The organism is Sodalis sp. C49, from assembly GCF_046352915.1.
Taxonomy (GTDB): domain Bacteria; phylum Pseudomonadota; class Gammaproteobacteria; order Enterobacterales; family Enterobacteriaceae; genus Acerihabitans.
Map to the genome: position 1 here is coordinate 2562065 of NZ_CP163303.1, position 17203 is coordinate 2579267.

General features: G+C 53.7%; 9 protein-coding genes and 1 pseudogene. 3 read left to right on the forward strand and 7 right to left on the reverse strand.

Annotated features, from left to right (window positions below):
• Nucleotides 1-242 precede the first annotated feature (242 nt).
• The 5 genes and pseudogenes from ABUK12_RS11615 to pdhR all read right to left on the reverse strand — a co-directional run bounded on the left by ABUK12_RS11615 (nt 243) and on the right by pdhR (nt 11123).
• The gene (locus tag ABUK12_RS11615; protein ID WP_410016393.1) at nt 243-3113 is read right to left on the reverse strand and encodes a M66 family metalloprotease; all 2871 of its coding nucleotides are present in this window, start codon (nt 3111-3113) and stop codon (nt 243-245) included.
• Between the two features lie 720 nt (nt 3114-3833).
• Nucleotides 3834-5262: pseudogene (gene lpdA, locus ABUK12_RS11620) on the reverse strand (dihydrolipoyl dehydrogenase).
• Between the two features lie 232 nt (nt 5263-5494).
• The gene (gene aceF, locus ABUK12_RS11625) at nt 5495-7411 is read right to left on the reverse strand and encodes a pyruvate dehydrogenase complex dihydrolipoyllysine-residue acetyltransferase (protein ID WP_410016394.1); all 1917 of its coding nucleotides are present in this window, start codon (nt 7409-7411) and stop codon (nt 5495-5497) included.
• A 15-nt stretch (nt 7412-7426) separates the two neighbouring features.
• Nucleotides 7427-10096, reverse strand: a complete 2670-nt coding sequence (gene aceE / locus ABUK12_RS11630) for a pyruvate dehydrogenase (acetyl-transferring), homodimeric type (protein ID WP_410016395.1) — start codon at nt 10094-10096, stop codon at nt 7427-7429.
• A 262-nt stretch (nt 10097-10358) separates the two neighbouring features.
• Entirely contained in the window at nt 10359-11123 is a 765-nt protein-coding gene (pdhR, locus tag ABUK12_RS11635) for a pyruvate dehydrogenase complex transcriptional repressor PdhR (protein WP_162363949.1), read from the reverse strand.
• A gap of 580 nt (nt 11124-11703) precedes the next feature.
• Between pdhR and ABUK12_RS11640 the strand changes: the two genes are divergently transcribed.
• From ABUK12_RS11640 to ABUK12_RS11650, 3 genes are all read left to right on the forward strand, one after another.
• The gene (locus tag ABUK12_RS11640) at nt 11704-13080 is read left to right on the forward strand and encodes an amino acid permease (protein WP_410016396.1); all 1377 of its coding nucleotides are present in this window, start codon (nt 11704-11706) and stop codon (nt 13078-13080) included.
• Between the two features lie 198 nt (nt 13081-13278).
• Entirely contained in the window at nt 13279-14682 is a 1404-nt protein-coding gene (locus tag ABUK12_RS11645; protein WP_410016397.1) for a glycoside-pentoside-hexuronide (GPH):cation symporter, read from the forward strand.
• 27 nt (nt 14683-14709) lie between these two features.
• Nucleotides 14710-15669, forward strand: a complete 960-nt coding sequence (locus ABUK12_RS11650) for a family 43 glycosylhydrolase (RefSeq protein WP_410016398.1) — start codon at nt 14710-14712, stop codon at nt 15667-15669.
• 39 nt (nt 15670-15708) lie between these two features.
• Here ABUK12_RS11650 and ampE read toward each other — a convergent pair whose 3' ends face one another.
• Both ampE and ampD read right to left on the reverse strand, forming a co-directional pair.
• Nucleotides 15709-16563, reverse strand: a complete 855-nt coding sequence (gene ampE, locus ABUK12_RS11655; RefSeq protein ID WP_410016399.1) for a beta-lactamase regulator AmpE — start codon at nt 16561-16563, stop codon at nt 15709-15711.
• Complete coding sequence (gene ampD / locus ABUK12_RS11660; protein WP_410016400.1) at nt 16560-17138, reverse strand: 1,6-anhydro-N-acetylmuramyl-L-alanine amidase AmpD; 579 nt, start codon at nt 17136-17138, stop codon at nt 16560-16562. Before ampD ends, ampE begins: the two co-directional genes overlap by 4 nt.
• Between the last annotated feature and the right edge of the window lie 65 nt (nt 17139-17203).

A 17203-nucleotide genomic window follows, 5' to 3' on the forward strand; every position in this document is an offset into this window, starting at 1 on the left:
TGATTTTACTGTGTTAAATTAACACTATTTTATAGTTACAACTACAGACCGTTGCCAAAAATACGATGTGGACGCCTACCCGAAAGCGACATAGGCAGCATCGAATTTTTGGATGCCACAAAAAATGGATAAGTGCGTTAATTCAAAATTTACCTCAGTTAGTTTTTAAAAAGTCTTGACCTGAATTAAAATACACTCATCGCAGCCAATATACCCGAAGTTGTCGGCTATGAGTGCCGATTTTAGGTATCTGACGATAAATCATTTTCAGTATTCAGAGCGGCGTTTTCCTGAGAACTCATTGGGCTATCTATCTCCTTTTGCCAGGCATCCTCTATAAAAATAAATTTTGCGACTTCACCACGCGCAATAATATATTGCTGTTTATCGTCTAAAATCACGTTTGTTGGAGAACCAGAATTTCCTGCGATCTCCACACGTTGACCATTGAACGCGAAAGGAGGCAATTTCAACATATCCAACCGATCGGTCTTAGTGAGCTGAATATTGACAGTAAAATTTTCCGCTAAGTAACCAAATAATTTCTCCGGGAAATTATTTAATTCATTAATATTAGCCTTACCATTTATAAACTTCATTGAACGAGAGGATAATCCATTGACTGTGTAACCCAATCTGGTTGTTGGAGGGTTGAGCGTTAACGAGGTAACAATAACATTTCTTATAATAACATCCGCTCTGACGGTCCGGTCTATCTGCCTGATATTGATATGGAATTTATTCATTCCAGCAGGGTTAATACGGCCTCTTGCTAATTGATAATGAATAATATCTGTTGACGTAGTCACCCGCAAATAGCATTCAAGCGGACTGACATTTTGGGAGGAAGAATAAATAAAACCATAACCACCATGCAAAGCAGGATAAATAGTTGTAGGTAGAATTCTCTCGGGGTCATAATAACCTACTACCGTTGTTACCGGAACGCCAAATTGGCGAGGTACCCGCGTTCCTAACGCATCATTTTTTTCACGCGAGTGCCAAAGATTATTTTCAGCCACATAGCGTGTCGAATCCCCAGTTCTATAGATAATGGGAGTATTATTAACCATCACCGTCACGTCCCATGTTGCCCGGTTAGTGAAAGAAATAATCCGACCAAGGCTAATCGCTCTTGCAGCAGGAAAGCTAATATTACTGGTCCATGCACCATCACGAACTATAATTTCAACTTCTTGAAATCTTTGTAAAATAGTGCTTAGTTCAGCACCAGAAGGATCATTCCCCAGCCGCGTCAATTGTTGTTGAGTGTCGATGCGATAAATAGTATCATCTGTGTAAATAGGTGGATAAAAGGGCAACATGACATTTGGATCAATTAAGCCATTTACAGTTTTAACGCCACAATTGGCATTTTCAAAATCTCCTTCATTTTTATTTGACACTGAACCGCAGCCACGCTCACAATCGCATTTATCTTCACAATTATTTTTATTACGATGGGGGCACGCTCTCTTTTCTTCTTGTTGTAAAATAATCTCAAGAGTATTCGAGTTAAAGGGTAAATTGTCAGCGAGTATTATCCAATTCCTATTTCTTACTATAAAAATACTACTATTCCTGTATGAGACTCGATGAGATTGATTACCAATAATAATAAACATATCTGATTGTGCATCACTATCTACCCAAACGATGCTACCCTCGAGTTGTGCGTCTGCCGTAGGGAGATGAACATTACGAATCCAATTACCGTTACTGGGTATTAGTTGCACAATGCCCATACGTATAAGCTGTGTTCTGATAAAGTTGCCACTGGTATCATTGGCTATAGCATTAAACTGCGCTTGATGGGAAATAATAACACTAGGTGGCCTGACATAGTTAACGTAATTAATATATCTCAGACTTTGTGGATCCCAAATTTTAAAACCAGTCGGTGAACTGCTTGAGAAAACAGCGTGCCGCTCAATAAAATTTTGTATGACATTAAGGACATATGGCGTATGTAACGCATAATAAGATAAAGGAGAACTTGCATGTCCTGATGCCATCACATCAGTATTAAAACGGTTGCCTTGGAAGGGGGGAATACTACCGCCGCAACAATTTTGGTTTCCTCCTTTATCCCAGAAAAAGTTGGCGATAAATCGGTTAAGATCGCGATCCCAACCCCATGCGGCGTTAACACCATTAACACTAGGGCGTTGATGGGATGAACCTCGCCATTGTCCAGGATAATGACCGAGGCTATATGCGTGGCCTGCTTCATGACTCCATTCTTCTCCTGAAGAATCTTCGATAGTAAGCATTCCATTTCCACCGCTTCCACCATGTACTATAATTCCATTCTGATAGCGCCCACGTGAATTATGCGCAGTAATTTGAAATGCAACATAATTATCAGGTATTTCAATAGACCCATCAGAGCTATTAATACCATAATTTGCGCAATTGATACCTTGGGATATCAGAAACTTACCAATATATTCACGCATATCCCCTGTATGCCAACTACCATTGTCCGCCGATTGGCTTGTATAGATGACACCATTTGGCATGACTACTCGTGTAAGATGGATGGGTTCGTATTCTCCAACAATAAGACGGCTAACGGGAATTTTTTGATAATAATCTCGATGTAAACTGGGCTGATTAGCAAAATCAAAACGATCGCGGGGGGTTACCAACATTCCGATATCGATTGTTTGGATAATCACTTCATTGGGAGCACCAATAACAATATTATGTAGACTACCAGATTGATTGCCGGCTTCAAATAAAAGCCTTAGACCAGGGTTTATCCAAGTCGCGGGTAATATAACCGACCACATATTGCGAGCATAAATTATATTTGTGATCGCAGGTGAATCAACCGTCGGCAACTGAGCAGGGGGTACCAGGTCCAAAACACCGAGTCTAACGCCATCAGCACGCGTTCCAGTTACGGAAATCGATGGCGGAAGCGTTACTCGGGGCTGTACCAGTAATAGGGTATCTCGTTGGGCCACCAAACGCGGACGGATATCATGCGGGGTTGCTCTTTGATACAACGTAATATTTTGCGCATAACATATTCTGGCTTCAAAATTACCAGTGAGATCACTTGTTGCCGGTAATTCATCAAATGCAAAGTTATTTAATATTTCCATTATGCTTACCTCATATAACATCTCTAATTAAATAGATGGATAAAGGCATATGACAGTGCTTATATTCCATGGCTATATTAAGTGTTTATATTCAGTGAGTATGGCATTTGGTTGCATTCTAATCAATTTCAAAATTTAGTATCTCTATGTTATCCTCTGCTAATATATGCAATTCGAGACGATCATGCTTAAATTCGTGATCAGAGACAAAACTATTCTGTATTCAGATTGGACGCTTATCCGGAATGCGTTAGCTAAATTAGTGGCGCTCGGACCTTTATTACCCGGAGGCCAAGTATAACCGGCATCCAGCCTGATTATGGATTTCGACTTCTCTTAATATATCTGCGCTGCGATTCCACTGAAAAATAACAGTATTTGCAGATGCGTCGGGTGGTGGTAAAACCTGCATGGCTATGTCATGCAAGGTCAGGTCACGCTTGCCGGGCGTGATGTGCTGTTATGCCACGGATGCCTGGTTTATTGAAATGTATGTTCCAAGGCCCGCTGCCCGATCTTTAATAATCTTGAAAACTTTTAATCAAAGAGAGGATTTCGGGTAGCTTCCAAGGGGGATAAGAGCAGGACCAGGCAAAATAGGCGTAAAAAAATCCAGGAACACAAACTTTCCCGGATTTTTGCACAGTATAAAAATTTTTCAAGATTTCCGGCGCGGCTCCTGAGCTGAGGGAGCCATCAGCCAATCTTAATCAGACTTGATTATTTCTTTTTCTTGGCCTTGGCGTTCGGCAGGTCGGTAATGCTGCCTTCATACACTTCCGCCGCCAGGCCGACCGATTCGTGCAGCGTCGGATGGGCATGGATGGTCAGCGCAATATCCTCAGCGTCGCAACCCATCTCGATGGCCAGGCCGATTTCGCCCAGCAGCTCGCCGCCGTTGACACCGACCACCGCGCCGCCGATCACCCGATGGCTTTCTTTATCGAATATCAGCTTGGTGACGCCGTCCTGGCAGTCGGAAGCGATGGCGCGGCCGGACGCCGCCCAGGGGAAGGTGGCCACTTCGTAGCTGATGCCTTTTTCCTTCGCTTCTTTCTCGGTCACGCCGACCCAGGCCACTTCCGGCTCGGTATAGGCAATCGAGGGGATGACCTTGGGATCGAAGTAATGTTTCTTGCCGGCGATAACTTCCGCCGCCACGTGGCCCTCGTGAGTGCCTTTGTGCGCCAGCATCGGCTGGCCGACGATATCGCCGATAGCATAGATATGCGGCACATTGGTGCGCAGCTGTTTATCGACGCGGATAAAACCGCGATCGTCCACTTCCACCCCGGCCTTGCCGGCGTCAAGCAGCTTGCCGTTCGGCACGCGGCCGATAGCCACCAGCACCGCATCGTAGCGCTGCGGCTCGGCGGGCGCCTTCTTGCCTTCCATGGTGACGTAAATGCCGTCTTCCTTGGCTTCCACCGTGGTCACCTTGGTTTCCAGCATCAGGTTGAACTGCTTGCTGATGCGTTTGGTGTAGACCTTGACGATATCCTTATCCGCCACCGGGATCACCTGATCGAACATTTCGACCACGTCGATTTTGGAGCCGAGCGCATAATACACCGTGGCCATTTCCAGGCCGATAATGCCGCCGCCCATGACCAGCAGCTTTTCCGGCACGGTGCGCAGCGCCAGCGCGTCGGTGGAATCCCATACGCGCGGGTCGTCATGGGGAATAAACGGCAAGGTGATCGGCCGCGAGCCGGCGGCGATGATCGCATTGTCGAAATTGATGGTGGTGGTGCCTTTTTCGCCCTCCACCACCAGGGTGTTGGCGCCGGTAAATTTACCCACGCCGTGCACAACATTCACTTTACGGGCTTTGGCCGATACCGGTCAGTCCGCCGGTCAACTGGTTGACAACCCGTTCTTTCCAGGTACGTACTTTATCGATATCGGTTTTCGGTTCACCAAAGGTGATGCCGTTTTCGCTTAGCGCTTTTGCTTCTTCAATCACCTTGGCGACATGCAGCAGCGCCTTGGAAGGAATACAGCCCACGTTCAGGCAAACACCGCCCAGTGTCGCGTAACGTTCGACCAGCACGGTCTCCAGACCTAAATCGGCGCAACGGAAGGCGGCGGAATATCCCCCCGGGCCCGCCCCAAGTACCACGACCTGGGTTTTGATTTCAGTACTCATCATGACCTCTTAGTTGTTTGACCAGCGGTAAGGCGTTAATTTTCTGACGAATTAAAGGCATAACGCGCCGATACCACCGGGACGCCTCCATCAAAACCAGTTTACAGAAATGTTAATAATCTGCAAAGCGGGTTCGGACGGCGCGTGACCTGTTTGCCCTGCCGGGGGAAAATGCGCCCAACCGGCAGCGTCACATTAAACAATCAGGCCGGCCCTGGGGCCGGCCTCGGGCTTACATCACCAGACGACGAATATCGGACATTACGTTGTTGATGAAACTGATAAACCGGGCACCCGCCGCGCCGTCGATGACGCGATGGTCATAGGACAGGGACAGCGGCAGCATCAGGCGCGGCGTAAATTCCTTACCGTTCCATACCGGTTTCATCGCCGATTTGGACACGCCGAGGATCGCTACTTCCGGCGCGTTGACGATAGGCGTAAACGCCGTGCCGCCGATGCCGCCAAGGCTTGAGATGGTGAAACATCCGCCCTGCATATCGGAGGACGTCAGTTTACCGTCACGCGCCTTTTTCGAGATCTCCGCCAGTTCGCGCGACAGCTCAAAGATACCCTTCTTATTCACGTCGCGGAACACCGGCACCACCAGGCCATTCGGCGTATCCACCGCCACGCCGATATTGATGTATTTCTTCAGCGTCAGCTTCTGCGCATCCTCGGACAGCGAGCTGTTAAAGCGCGGCAGTTCCTCCAGCGCCTTGGCCACGGCCTTCATGATAAACACCAGCGGGGTGATTTTCACATCCAGCTTTTTCTTTTCCGCTTCGGCGTTCTGCTGTTTACGGAAGTTTTCAACTTCAGTGATATCCGCCTCGTCGAATTGCGTGACGTGCGGGATCATGACCCAGTTGCGATGCAGGTTGGCGCCGGAAATTTTCTGAATGCGGCCCAGTTCGACTTCTTCCGTATCGCCGAATTTGCTGAAATCCACCTTCGGCCACGGCAGCAGGCCCGGCAGAGAGCCGCCGGCGCCGGCTGCGGGAGCGGCCTCGGCGCGTTTTACCGCATCCTTGACGTAGGCCTGGATATCTTCGCGCAGGATACGGCCTTTACGTCCGGTCCCCTTCACCTTGCCGAGATTAACGCCGAACTCACGCGCCAAACGGCGGATAACCGGCGTGGCGTGCACATAGGCGTCGTTTTCGGCAAACTCGCTCTTGCCCTCGGTTTTAGGCTGGGCCGCCGCCGCGGCGTTTTTATTGGCCTGCGATGCGGGCGCCGGCGCGGCGGCGGCGGCGGTCTCGGTCTTCTCCGCGGCCGGAGCCGCGCCTTCCACCTCAAAGACCATGATCAGGGTACCGGTGCTAACCTTGTCGCCGGTGCTGATTTTGATCTCTTTAACCGTGCCGGCGAACGGTGCCGGGACTTCCATCGAGGCTTTATCGCCTTCAACGGTAATCAGCGACTGCTCGGCGCTGACCTTGTCGCCGACCTTAACCATCACTTCGGTCACTTCCACTTCGTCGCCGCCGATATCCGGCACATTGACGTCTTTCGTGCCGCCGGATTGAGCCGGCGCGGCAGCGGCCGGCTTGCTGTCCTGGGCCGGCGCGGCGGATGCGCCACCCGCGCCCGCCACTTCAAACACCATAATCAACGAACCGGTGCTGACTTTATCGCCGGTATTGACCTTGATTTCAGTGACTTTACCGGCAAACGGCGCCGGGACTTCCATCGAGGCTTTGTCGCCTTCGACAGTGATCAGCGACTGTTCGGCCGCCACGGTATCGCCGACCTTGACCAGCACTTCGGTCACTTCCACTTCGTCGCCGCCGATATCCGGCACCTCGACATTTTTACTTTCCGCTGCGCCGCCCGACTGCGGTTTCGCCTCGGCGGGCTTGGCATCGTTTGACGCCTCGGCCTTGACCGGCGCGCTGTCTTCCGTCGCGCCGCCCTGGTCTTCAAAGACCATGATAAGCTTGCCGGTGGTGACTTTATCGCCCACCGCCACTTTCAGCTCTTTGACCACCCCCGCCTGCGGCGAGGGTACTTCCATAGAGGCCTTGTCGCCTTCGACGGTGATAAGCGATTGTTCGGCATCAACCTTGTCGCCCACGCTGACCAGCACTTCGGTGACTTCAACTTCATCGGTACCGATATCCGGTACGTTAATTTCAATAGCCATTGATTTCTCTACCTCTTATGCCAAACGCGGGTTAACTTTGTCCGCGTCGATGCCGAACTTGGCGATCGCCTTGGCGACCACATCGGCGTCGATTTCGCCACGCTTGGCCAGTTCGCCCAGCGCCGCCACGACCACGTAAGACGCATCCACTTCAAAATGATGACGCAGGTTTTCGCGGCTGTCGGAACGACCGAAGCCATCCGTACCCAATACCCGGAATTCGCTGGCCGGGATAAAGTTGCGGATTTGTTCGGCAAACAGTTTCATATAGTCGGTGGAGGCCACCGCCGGCGCATCGCTCATGATCTGGGCGACATAAGGCACACGCGGTTTTTCAGCCGGGTGCAGCATGTTCCAGCGTTCACAATCCTGCCCGTCGCGCGCCAGTTCGGTAAAGGAGGTCACGCTATAGACATCGGAGCCGACGCCGTAGTCCCGGGAAAGGATCCCGGCGGCTTCGCGCACGTGGCGCAGGATGGCGCCGGAGCCCATCAGCTGAACCTTGCCTTTGGCGCCGTCAAGGGTTTCCAGTTTATAGATACCCTTGCGGATCCCCTCTTCCGCGCCTTCGGGCATGGCCGGCATATGGTAGTTTTCGTTCAGCGTGGTCAGGTAGTAATAGACGTTTTCCTGCGCCTCGCCGTACATACGGGTCAGGCCGTCATGCATGATGACCGCCACTTCATAGGCGTACGCCGGATCGTAGGAGATACAGTTCGGGATGGTCAGCGACTGGATATGGCTATGGCCGTCCTCGTGCTGCAGACCTTCGCCGTTCAGGGTGGTGCGCCCCGACGTGCCGCCGATCAGGAAGCCGCGCGCCTGCTGGTCGCCCGCCGCCCAGCACAAATCGCCGATACGCTGGAAGCCGAACATGGAGTAGTAGATATAAAACGGGATCATCGGCAAGTCGTTGGTGCTGTAGGACGTTGCCGCCGCCAGCCAGGACGACGCCGCGCCCAGTTCATTAATCCCTTCCTGCAGAATCTGGCCTTTCTCGTCTTCACGGTAATAAGCGACCTGCTCACGGTCCTGCGGGGTGTACTGCTGGCCGTTCGGGCTGTAGATGCCGATCTGGCGGAACAACCCTTCCATACCGAAGGTACGCGCTTCATCGGCGATAATCGGCACCAGGCGATCCTTGATCGACGGGTTCTTCAGCATCACGTTCAGTACACGGACAAAAGCGATGGTGGTGGAGATTTCTTTTTTCTGTTCTTCCAGCAGCGCGCCGAAGTCCGCCAGGGTCGGCAGCTCCAGCGGCTTGGTAAAGTTCTTCAGGCGGGTCGGCAGGTAACCGTGCAGCGCCTTGCGGCGGGCATGCAGGTATTCATACTCTTCCGAACCTTCCTTGAAGGTGATATAGGGCAGTTGCTCGATGGTCTCATCGGACACCACCGGGGACAGATTGAAACGATCGCGGAAATAGCGCACGCCGTCGATGTTCATTTTCTTGACCTGGTGGGCAATGTTCATGCCTTCCGCGGTCTCGCCCATGCCGTAGCCTTTAATGGTATGGGCCAGGATGACGATAGGCTTGCCGGTGGTCTTCTGCGCTTTTTGCAGCGCGGCGAAAACTTTTTTCGGATCGTGGCCGCCGCGGTTCAATGCCCAGACTTCGTCGTCGCTCATATCCTTGACCAGCGCGGCGGTTTCCGGATACTTACCAAAGAAATGCTCGCGCACATAGGCGCCGTTCTTCGATTTAAAGGTCTGGTAGTCGCCGTCGACGGTTTCGTTCATCAGTTGGATAAGCTTGCCGCTGGTATCCTTGCGCAACAGTTCATCCCAACGGCTGCCCCAGATGACCTTAATGACTTCCCAGCCGGCGCCGCCGAAGATACCTTCCAGCTCGTTGATGATTTTGCCGTTGCCGGTAACCGGGCCGTCCAGGCGCTGCAGGTTACAGTTGATGATAAAGACCAGGTTGTCCAGCTTTTCGCGGGTGGCGATGGTGATCGCGCCCTTGGATTCCGGTTCGTCCATTTCACCGTCGCCCAGGAAAGCGTATACCGTCTGCGCGGTGGTGTTTTTCAGGCCGCGGTGGTTGAGGTATTTGAGGAATTTAGCCTGATAGATGGCGCTGATCGGCCCCAGGCCCATGGAAACGGTCGGGAACTGCCAGAACTCAGGCAGCAGCTTGGGATGCGGATAGGAAGGCAGGCCTTTGCCGTGGACTTCCTGGCGGAAATTATTCATCTGGTCTTCGGTCAGGCGGCCTTCGATAAAGGCGCGGGCGTAGATCCCGGGGGAAATATGGCCCTGGAAGTACACCAGATCGCCGCCGTCCTGATCGTTGCGCGCACGGAAGAAGTGGTTGAAGCAGACTTCATAAATGGTGGCGGACGACTGGAACGACGCCATGTGGCCGCCCAAATCCAAATCTTTCTTCGATGCGTGCAGTACCGCCATAACGGCGTTCCAGCGGATAGCAGAGCGAATGCGGCGCTCCAATTCCAGATTGCCGGGATACTCAGGCTCGTCTTCAACCGGAATGCTGTTGATATAATTACGGCCCGAGGCACCGGCAGCGATGCTGACGCCACCTTTACGCGCGCCATCAAGTACCTGATCAATCAGGAACTGTGCGCGCTCAATACCCTCTTCACGGATAACCGATTCGATCGCCTGTAGCCAGTCGCGTGTTTCGATCGGATCCACGTCATTGTATAAACGTTCTGACATGGTGGTGTTCCTTATCTATCGCTATTAAATTGATTTAGTTGGAGCCTGTCTTCCTGTGCTCGTTGGCGCCGATGCGTTAGAACACACGAAGACAGGCTCATTATTTCGTTGCCGTTTTATCCCCGTCATACTTCAAGTTGCAGGTGCGTTGGCATTCCTCACTCACCCCGGTCGCTTACTTGAGTAAGCTCCCGGGGATTCGCTGTGTCGCCGCCTTCCTGCAACTCGAATTATTTAGGGCATAGCTCCCGTCGCCGGAGGCTTAGTCCTTGCGTTGCTGGAGCCGGCGCAGCGATCGTTCGCGCCTGCTGTGTTCCCGACTGAGGTCCAGCAAAATTTCCTCAATAAACGCCAGATGGCGGTGAGAAGCTTCGCGCGCTTTTTCCGGCTCGCGTGCCACTATCGCCGCGAAGATCCCGGCGCGGTGACTGCTCACCTGCGCCAGCATTTCCCGGCGCGAGTAGAGCAATTCAAAATTCTGACGTACGTTTTTTTCCAGCATCGGCCCCATACAGCGCACCAAATGCAATAAAACCGCATTATGGGCGGCTTCGGTGACGGCGATTTGATACTGCAGTACGGCATCGGCTTCGGCGTCGAGATCGCCGTTTTCCTGGGCCTGCTGGATAATCTGGTGGCAATCGCGAATGCGGTCGAGGTCCTCTTCCGTACCGCGCAGCGCGGCGTAATAAGCGGCAATCCCCTCGAGGGCATGGCGCGTTTCCAGCAGATCGTATTGTGATTCCGGGTGTTCGGCCAGCAGTTCAGCCAGTGGGTCGCTGAAGCTTTGCCAAAGATTGCTTTGAACAAATGTCCCGCCGCCCTGGCGGCGCAGGAGCAGGCCTTTGCCTTCGAGACGCTGGATGGCTTCCCTTAGGGAGGGACGGGAAACGTCGAACTGTTTGGCGAGTTCGCGCTCCGGCGGCAGCTTTTCACCGGGACGCAACGTCCCTTCCAGAATCAAATATTCCAGTTGCTGCTCGATGACATCCGAAAGTTTTGCCTGGCGGATTTTACTATAGGCCATTTATAATCATCTTTGCGATTGGCGCGGAGTCAATTGGTAATACCAATTTCATAAACGTGACGCTAAAGTAACAAAGTATTCACCTCCTGTCCATGACGGCTTTGACCTAAATCATGAAACACCGCACATTTAAACAATTGCACTAAGCTTGTGCTGCAATTTGATAACTATCCAGTTCCATCCACTGAATTTGAGAAATGACATATTTAACCATTTTGCAACGTTCAATCCTCCAAGCTGAACCGTTTGAGCCAATATTTTAGATTAAATAATAAGCAAATATTGCCTGGCAAAGTGTAACAATAACATTGTTGCTACATCTTTTTTTACAACATCCTTTTTTTACCGCCTCTCCTGGAAAATGCGTCAGATCATGCGGGTTTTGTATTTTCCCGTCCGACCCCATAAATCAGGTGCAAACTTTTTTGCATACCACTATTCTTGTGCCAACGACAGCCCGCGACAAAAAATAGCTCGACGGCTAACGTAAAATATAACGTACATAAAACGTAATGCAGGGATTACAGACCGCAATTTTACACTGGGATGGTCCGCAGACCGTACTAAAAGAGGATTTTCGATGGATGGTAAACAGCGCGGAGAGACGCTGAAACGCGGGCTAAAAAACCGCCATATTCAGCTTATTGCCTTAGGTGGCGCGATCGGCACGGGCTTGTTCCTGGGGATTGCCCAAACGATTAAAATGGCCGGTCCGTCGGTGATCCTGGGCTATGCCATCGGCGGCTTTATCGCCTTTCTCATTATGCGTCAATTAGGGGAAATGGTGGTCGAGGAACCGGTAGCCGGTTCGTTCAGCCATTTTGCCTATAAATACTGGGGCGATTTTGCCGGCTTTGCTTCCGGCTGGAATTACTGGGTGCTGTACGTACTGGTCGCCATGGCGGAACTGACCGCCGTGGGCATTTATATGAATTACTGGTGGCCGGGCCTGCCGACCTGGATCTCAGCGGCACTATTTTTTATCGTCATTAACGTCATCAACCTCGCCAACGTCAAGGTGTACGGCGAGATGGAATTTTGGTTTGCCATTATCAAAGTCGTCGCCATTATCGCGATGATTGTGTTTGGCGCCTGGTTGCTGATAAGCGGCCACGGCGGCCCGGACGCCAGCGTGACCAACCTCTGGGCCCAGGGCGGGTTCTTCCCCAATGGCGTCAGCGGCCTGATTATGGCGATGGCGGTCATCATGTTTTCGTTCGGCGGCCTGGAGCTGGTGGGCATTACCGCCGCCGAAGCCGATAACCCGGAGCAAAGCATACCCAAAGCCACCAACCAGGTCATCTATCGCATCCTGCTGTTTTATATCGGCTCGCTGGCTATTCTGCTGTCGTTGTATCCCTGGAGCAAAGTGGTGGAAGGCGGCAGTCCCTTTGTGCTGATTTTCCATGCGCTCAACAGCGACTGGGTGGCGACCATCCTTAACCTGGTGGTGCTGACCGCTGCGCTATCGGTATACAACAGCTGCGTCTACAGCAACAGCCGTATGCTGTACGGCCTGGCGCGCCAGGGCAACGGCCCAAGGCTGCTGGCGGCGGTCGATCGTCGTGGCGTACCGGTCATGGCGATCGGCGTGTCGGCCCTGGCGACCGCCGTTTGCGTGCTGATCAACTATCTGATGCCCGGAAAAGCCTTCGGCCTGTTGATGGCGCTGGTGGTTTCCGCCCTGGTCATCAACTGGGGCATGATAAGCCTGGCGCACCTGAAGTTTCGCCGCGCCATGGCCCGCCAGGCCAGGGTGACGAAATTCCAGGCGCTGTGGTACCCGTTCGGCAACTATCTGTGCCTGCTGTTTATGGCGGCGATCCTGGTGGTGATGCTGATGACCCCCGGCATGGAAATTTCGGTCTACCTGATCCCGGTGTGGCTTTGCCTGCTCGGCATCGGCTTTTATTTTAAACAGAAAAATCAGCGCGCGTCCGGCGAACTGAGCCGTTAAGCCGCCTTCTGCGCGGCCTGGCTGGCCGCGCAAAGTTCTTTCCGCCGGCCTGCGCGACAAAATGCCGGCGCCTTCACAAATTTCCCGTTATGACCCGTTTGTCCATTTCATCAACCCGATCCTGCCGATCCTTTCACGCCGAATAGGCCAATACTGCCTGTTGTACTTCATGTCTTGTTTACAACGGAGAGTAGATCCATGAAAACACAGGCTTTGTCATTAACGGAAAAAATTGGTTTCGGCATGGGAGATGCCGGCTGCAATATGGTATGGGGTTCCATTACCATGTTCCTGGCCTATTTTTACACCGACGTTTTCGGCCTGGCGCCGGCCCTGGTGGGCGTATTGCTGCTGTCGGTGCGCATTATAGACGCGGTCACCGACCCGATCATGGGCGCCATCGCCGATCGCACGCGCTCCAAATGGGGCCGGTTCCGGCCTTATCTGCTGTGGCTGTCGGTGCCGTTCGCGGTGTTCAGCATTTTAATGTACACCACGCCGGACTGGAGCTACGGCGCCAAAGTGGTGTATGCCTTCGCCACCTATTTCCTGATGTCGCTGATTTACACCGCCATTAATATTCCCTACTGTTCACTCGGCGGAGTGATTTCCAGCGATCCGCAGGAGCGGGTCTCCTGCCAGTCCTGGCGTTTTATCCTGGTCGGCGTGGCGACGTTGATTATTTCGCTCACCCTGCTGCCGATGGTGGATTGGTTTGGCGGCGGCAACCGGGCCAAGGGGTTTCAATGGGCGATGACGGTGTTATCGATTATCGGTTGCCTGATGTTTTTATTCTGCTTCGCCACCGTGCGCGAACGCGTTAAACCGGCGATCCCGACCCATGACGCGCTGAAGGCCGATCTGCGCGATATCTGGAAAAACGACCAATGGGTACGCATTCTGCTGCTGACCTTCTTTAACGTTTGTCCCGGTTTTATCCGCATGGCGGCCACCATGTACTACGTGACCTATGCCATGGATAAAACCTCCGGGTTCGCCAGTATGTTTATCAGCCTGGGGGTCGTGGGCATGATGATCGGCAGTTGGCTGGCCAAACCGTTGACCGACCGCTTTTGCAAGCTGAAGGTATTTTTCTGGACCAATATTATCCTGGCGCTGTTTTCCTGCGGTTTCTATTTCCTTGATCCGCATCTGACCACGCTTATCCTGGTGATGTATTTCCTGCTCAATATCCTGCACCAGATCCCCTCGCCGTTGCACTGGTCGCTCATGGCGGACGTCGATGACTACGGCGAGTGGAAAACCGGCAAACGCATTACCGGCATCAGCTTTTCCGGCAATTTGTTTTTCCTGAAGGTCGGACTGGCGGTGGCCGGCGCCTTTGTCGGTTTTATCCTGTCCGCCTATGGCTATCGCGGTGACGCCATCACGCAAAGTCCCGGCGCCGTCCAGGGCATCGTGCTGCTGTTTACCGTGATCCCGGGCGTCGGTTATCTTATCACCGCGGGCGTGGTCAGGCTGCTGAAAGTGGATCGGCAACTGATGCGGCAAATCCAGGACGATCTGGAAAAACGCCGGGAGAATTATCATGAACTGGGCGCCTGGCGCGAGGACTCCCTGCTGGAAACCAAACATCCGTAAACCGCAGAATAAACAGGAGACGCTATCATGACCGAAGGACATTGGCCGAACCCACTGATAGAGCAGCGCGCCGACCCCTTTATCTACCGCCATCACGACGGGTACTACTATTTTATCGCCTCGGTGCCGGAATACGACCGGCTGGAGATCCGCCGCGCGACCACGCTTGCCGGCCTGGCGCGGGCCGAGCCGGCGGTGATATGGCGCAAGCCGGCCACCGGCGAAATGAGCGCGTTGATCTGGGCGCCTGAACTGCATGTTATCGACGGGAAATGGATTATTTATTTTGCCGCCGCCAAAACGCCTGACATTGTCGACGGGCTGTTCCAGCATCGTATGTTTGCGCTGGAGTGCGCCGATGACAATCCATTAACCGGGCGATGGCGTGAAAAAGGCCGCATCATAACGCCGCTCGATACCTTTTCGCTGGATGCGACGCATTTTGTCCACCGGGACAAGCATTATTACCTGTGGGCGCAGAAAGATCCGGCTATTCGGGGCAACTCCAATCTTTACCTGGCCGAACTGGCGACGCCCACCTCGCTTAACACCGCGCCGGTGATGATTAGCCGTCCTGAACTGCCGTGGGAAACCATCGGTTTTTGGGTTAACGAGGGGCCGGCGTTTATCCGCCACGGGCGACGGCTGTTTATTACCTATTCGGCCAGCGCCACCGACGAGAATTATTGTATCGGTTTGCTGTGGGCCGACGCTGACGCCGATATTACCGACCCGGCGCAGTGGCATAAGCTGCCGCAGCCGGTGTTCCGCACCCATAGGCGACACCGGCAGTTCGGGCCGGGCCATAACAGCTTTACCATTGGGGAACGGGGCGAGGATGTGCTGGTCTATCACGCCCGCCCGTATACGGAAATTACCGGCGATCCGTTGTACGACCCCAACCGGCATACCCGGGTTAAAGCCTTTGACTGGGATGAGGACGGCATGCCCCGCTTTGGCGAACCACCGGCGGACACCGCGGGTTAGCCGGGCGGATAACCACGCCGGGCGGTGGCGCTGACGGCGTTAAACCAGCGCGCCGTAGATGGTCAGCAGCGCCACCACCACCACAATCACCTGGGTGATTTTTTTCGCCAGCGATACCGCCGCGCGCGGCGTCAGCACGTCGTCCAGATGCGGTTCCCGCGCCAGCGAGAACTGTGCCAGCCGGGTTAATACCTGATATTGGCCGGTATGCACATCCGCCAGGGACGCAAACCATGCGGGCAGCGCTTTTTCACCGTGTCCCAGCAGCGCGTAGGCCACCCCCGCCAGACGCACCGGAATCCAGTCCAGCCAGTGCAACAGCATATCGATGCCGGAACGCGCGCGCTTGAGTGGCGTGGAGCGGCGCGCCATCCAGGTTTGGTACGCGCGCAGGAAAGCATAGCCGGCCAGCGCCACCGGACCGTACGGGCCGCCGACCACCAGCCAGAACAGCGGCGCCAGGTAAAAACGGAAGTTTATCCACAACAGGGCGTTCTGCAGTTCGCGCAGACGCTCCTCTTTATCGCAATCCACCGGCAGGCCGTGGATCAAGGCCAGTTCTTCGCTCATGGCGTCGCAGGCGTGGCCGTCGCTGGCGGCCGCGGCCCGCAAATAGGCCCGATAGTGCTTACGGATGCCGCCGGCGCCGATGCATAACAGGGAAATGATGATCCACAGCACCAGCAACGGCACGCCAAAAAACCAGTTAGCCAGCAGCCGCAGGCACAGCGCCACGATAATCATCCAGCCCAGGGCCATTAAAACGGTCAGGGCCAGGGAGGCATGACGGATGCGGACAAACACCCGTTCCAGATGGTGATCCAGCTGCCAGTGCTCGCCCTGCTTGAACAGGCGTTCCCAGGCCAAAACCAATAGTAGCGTAAACAGCGTCATGAACCCTGACTCTCCTTCTTTATGTCCCCGCAGCGCGCAGCAACCAGCCGCAGGTAATGTTGCCACCGAAACGACGGCCCGGGATCGGTTTTACGCGCCGGGGCGATAGCGCTATGGCCGGTAATGCGCGCCGGCGTAATCGGATAATGCCGCATCAACAAGGCGGTCAGCGCGGCCAGCCGGTGGTACTGCGCGTCGGTGTAAGGGATATTATCGGTGCCTTCAAGCTCGATACCAATGGAAAAATCATTGCAGCGTTCCCGGCCGTCGAACGTCGATACGCCCGCATGCCAGGCGCGTTTATCAAACGGCACGTACTGGACAATTTCGCCGTCGCGGCGAATCAGGCAGTGCGCGGAAACCCGCAACTGATAAACCTGGCGGAAAAAGGGATGCGCCGCGGGATCGAGCGTGCCGGTAAAGAGCCGGTCGATATCCCCGCCGCCGAAGCGGCCCGGCGGCAGGCTGATATTATGCACGACCAATAGCGATGGCGCCTCGTGCGCGGGCCGCTCATCGCAATGCGGCGACAACACGTGCCTGACCCCCCGCACCCAGCCATTTTCCAACCGCATTATTCACCTCGCGCAGACCGGCGGTGGTACTTATCCCAGCAACAGAGTAGCATGTTTCTCCGATT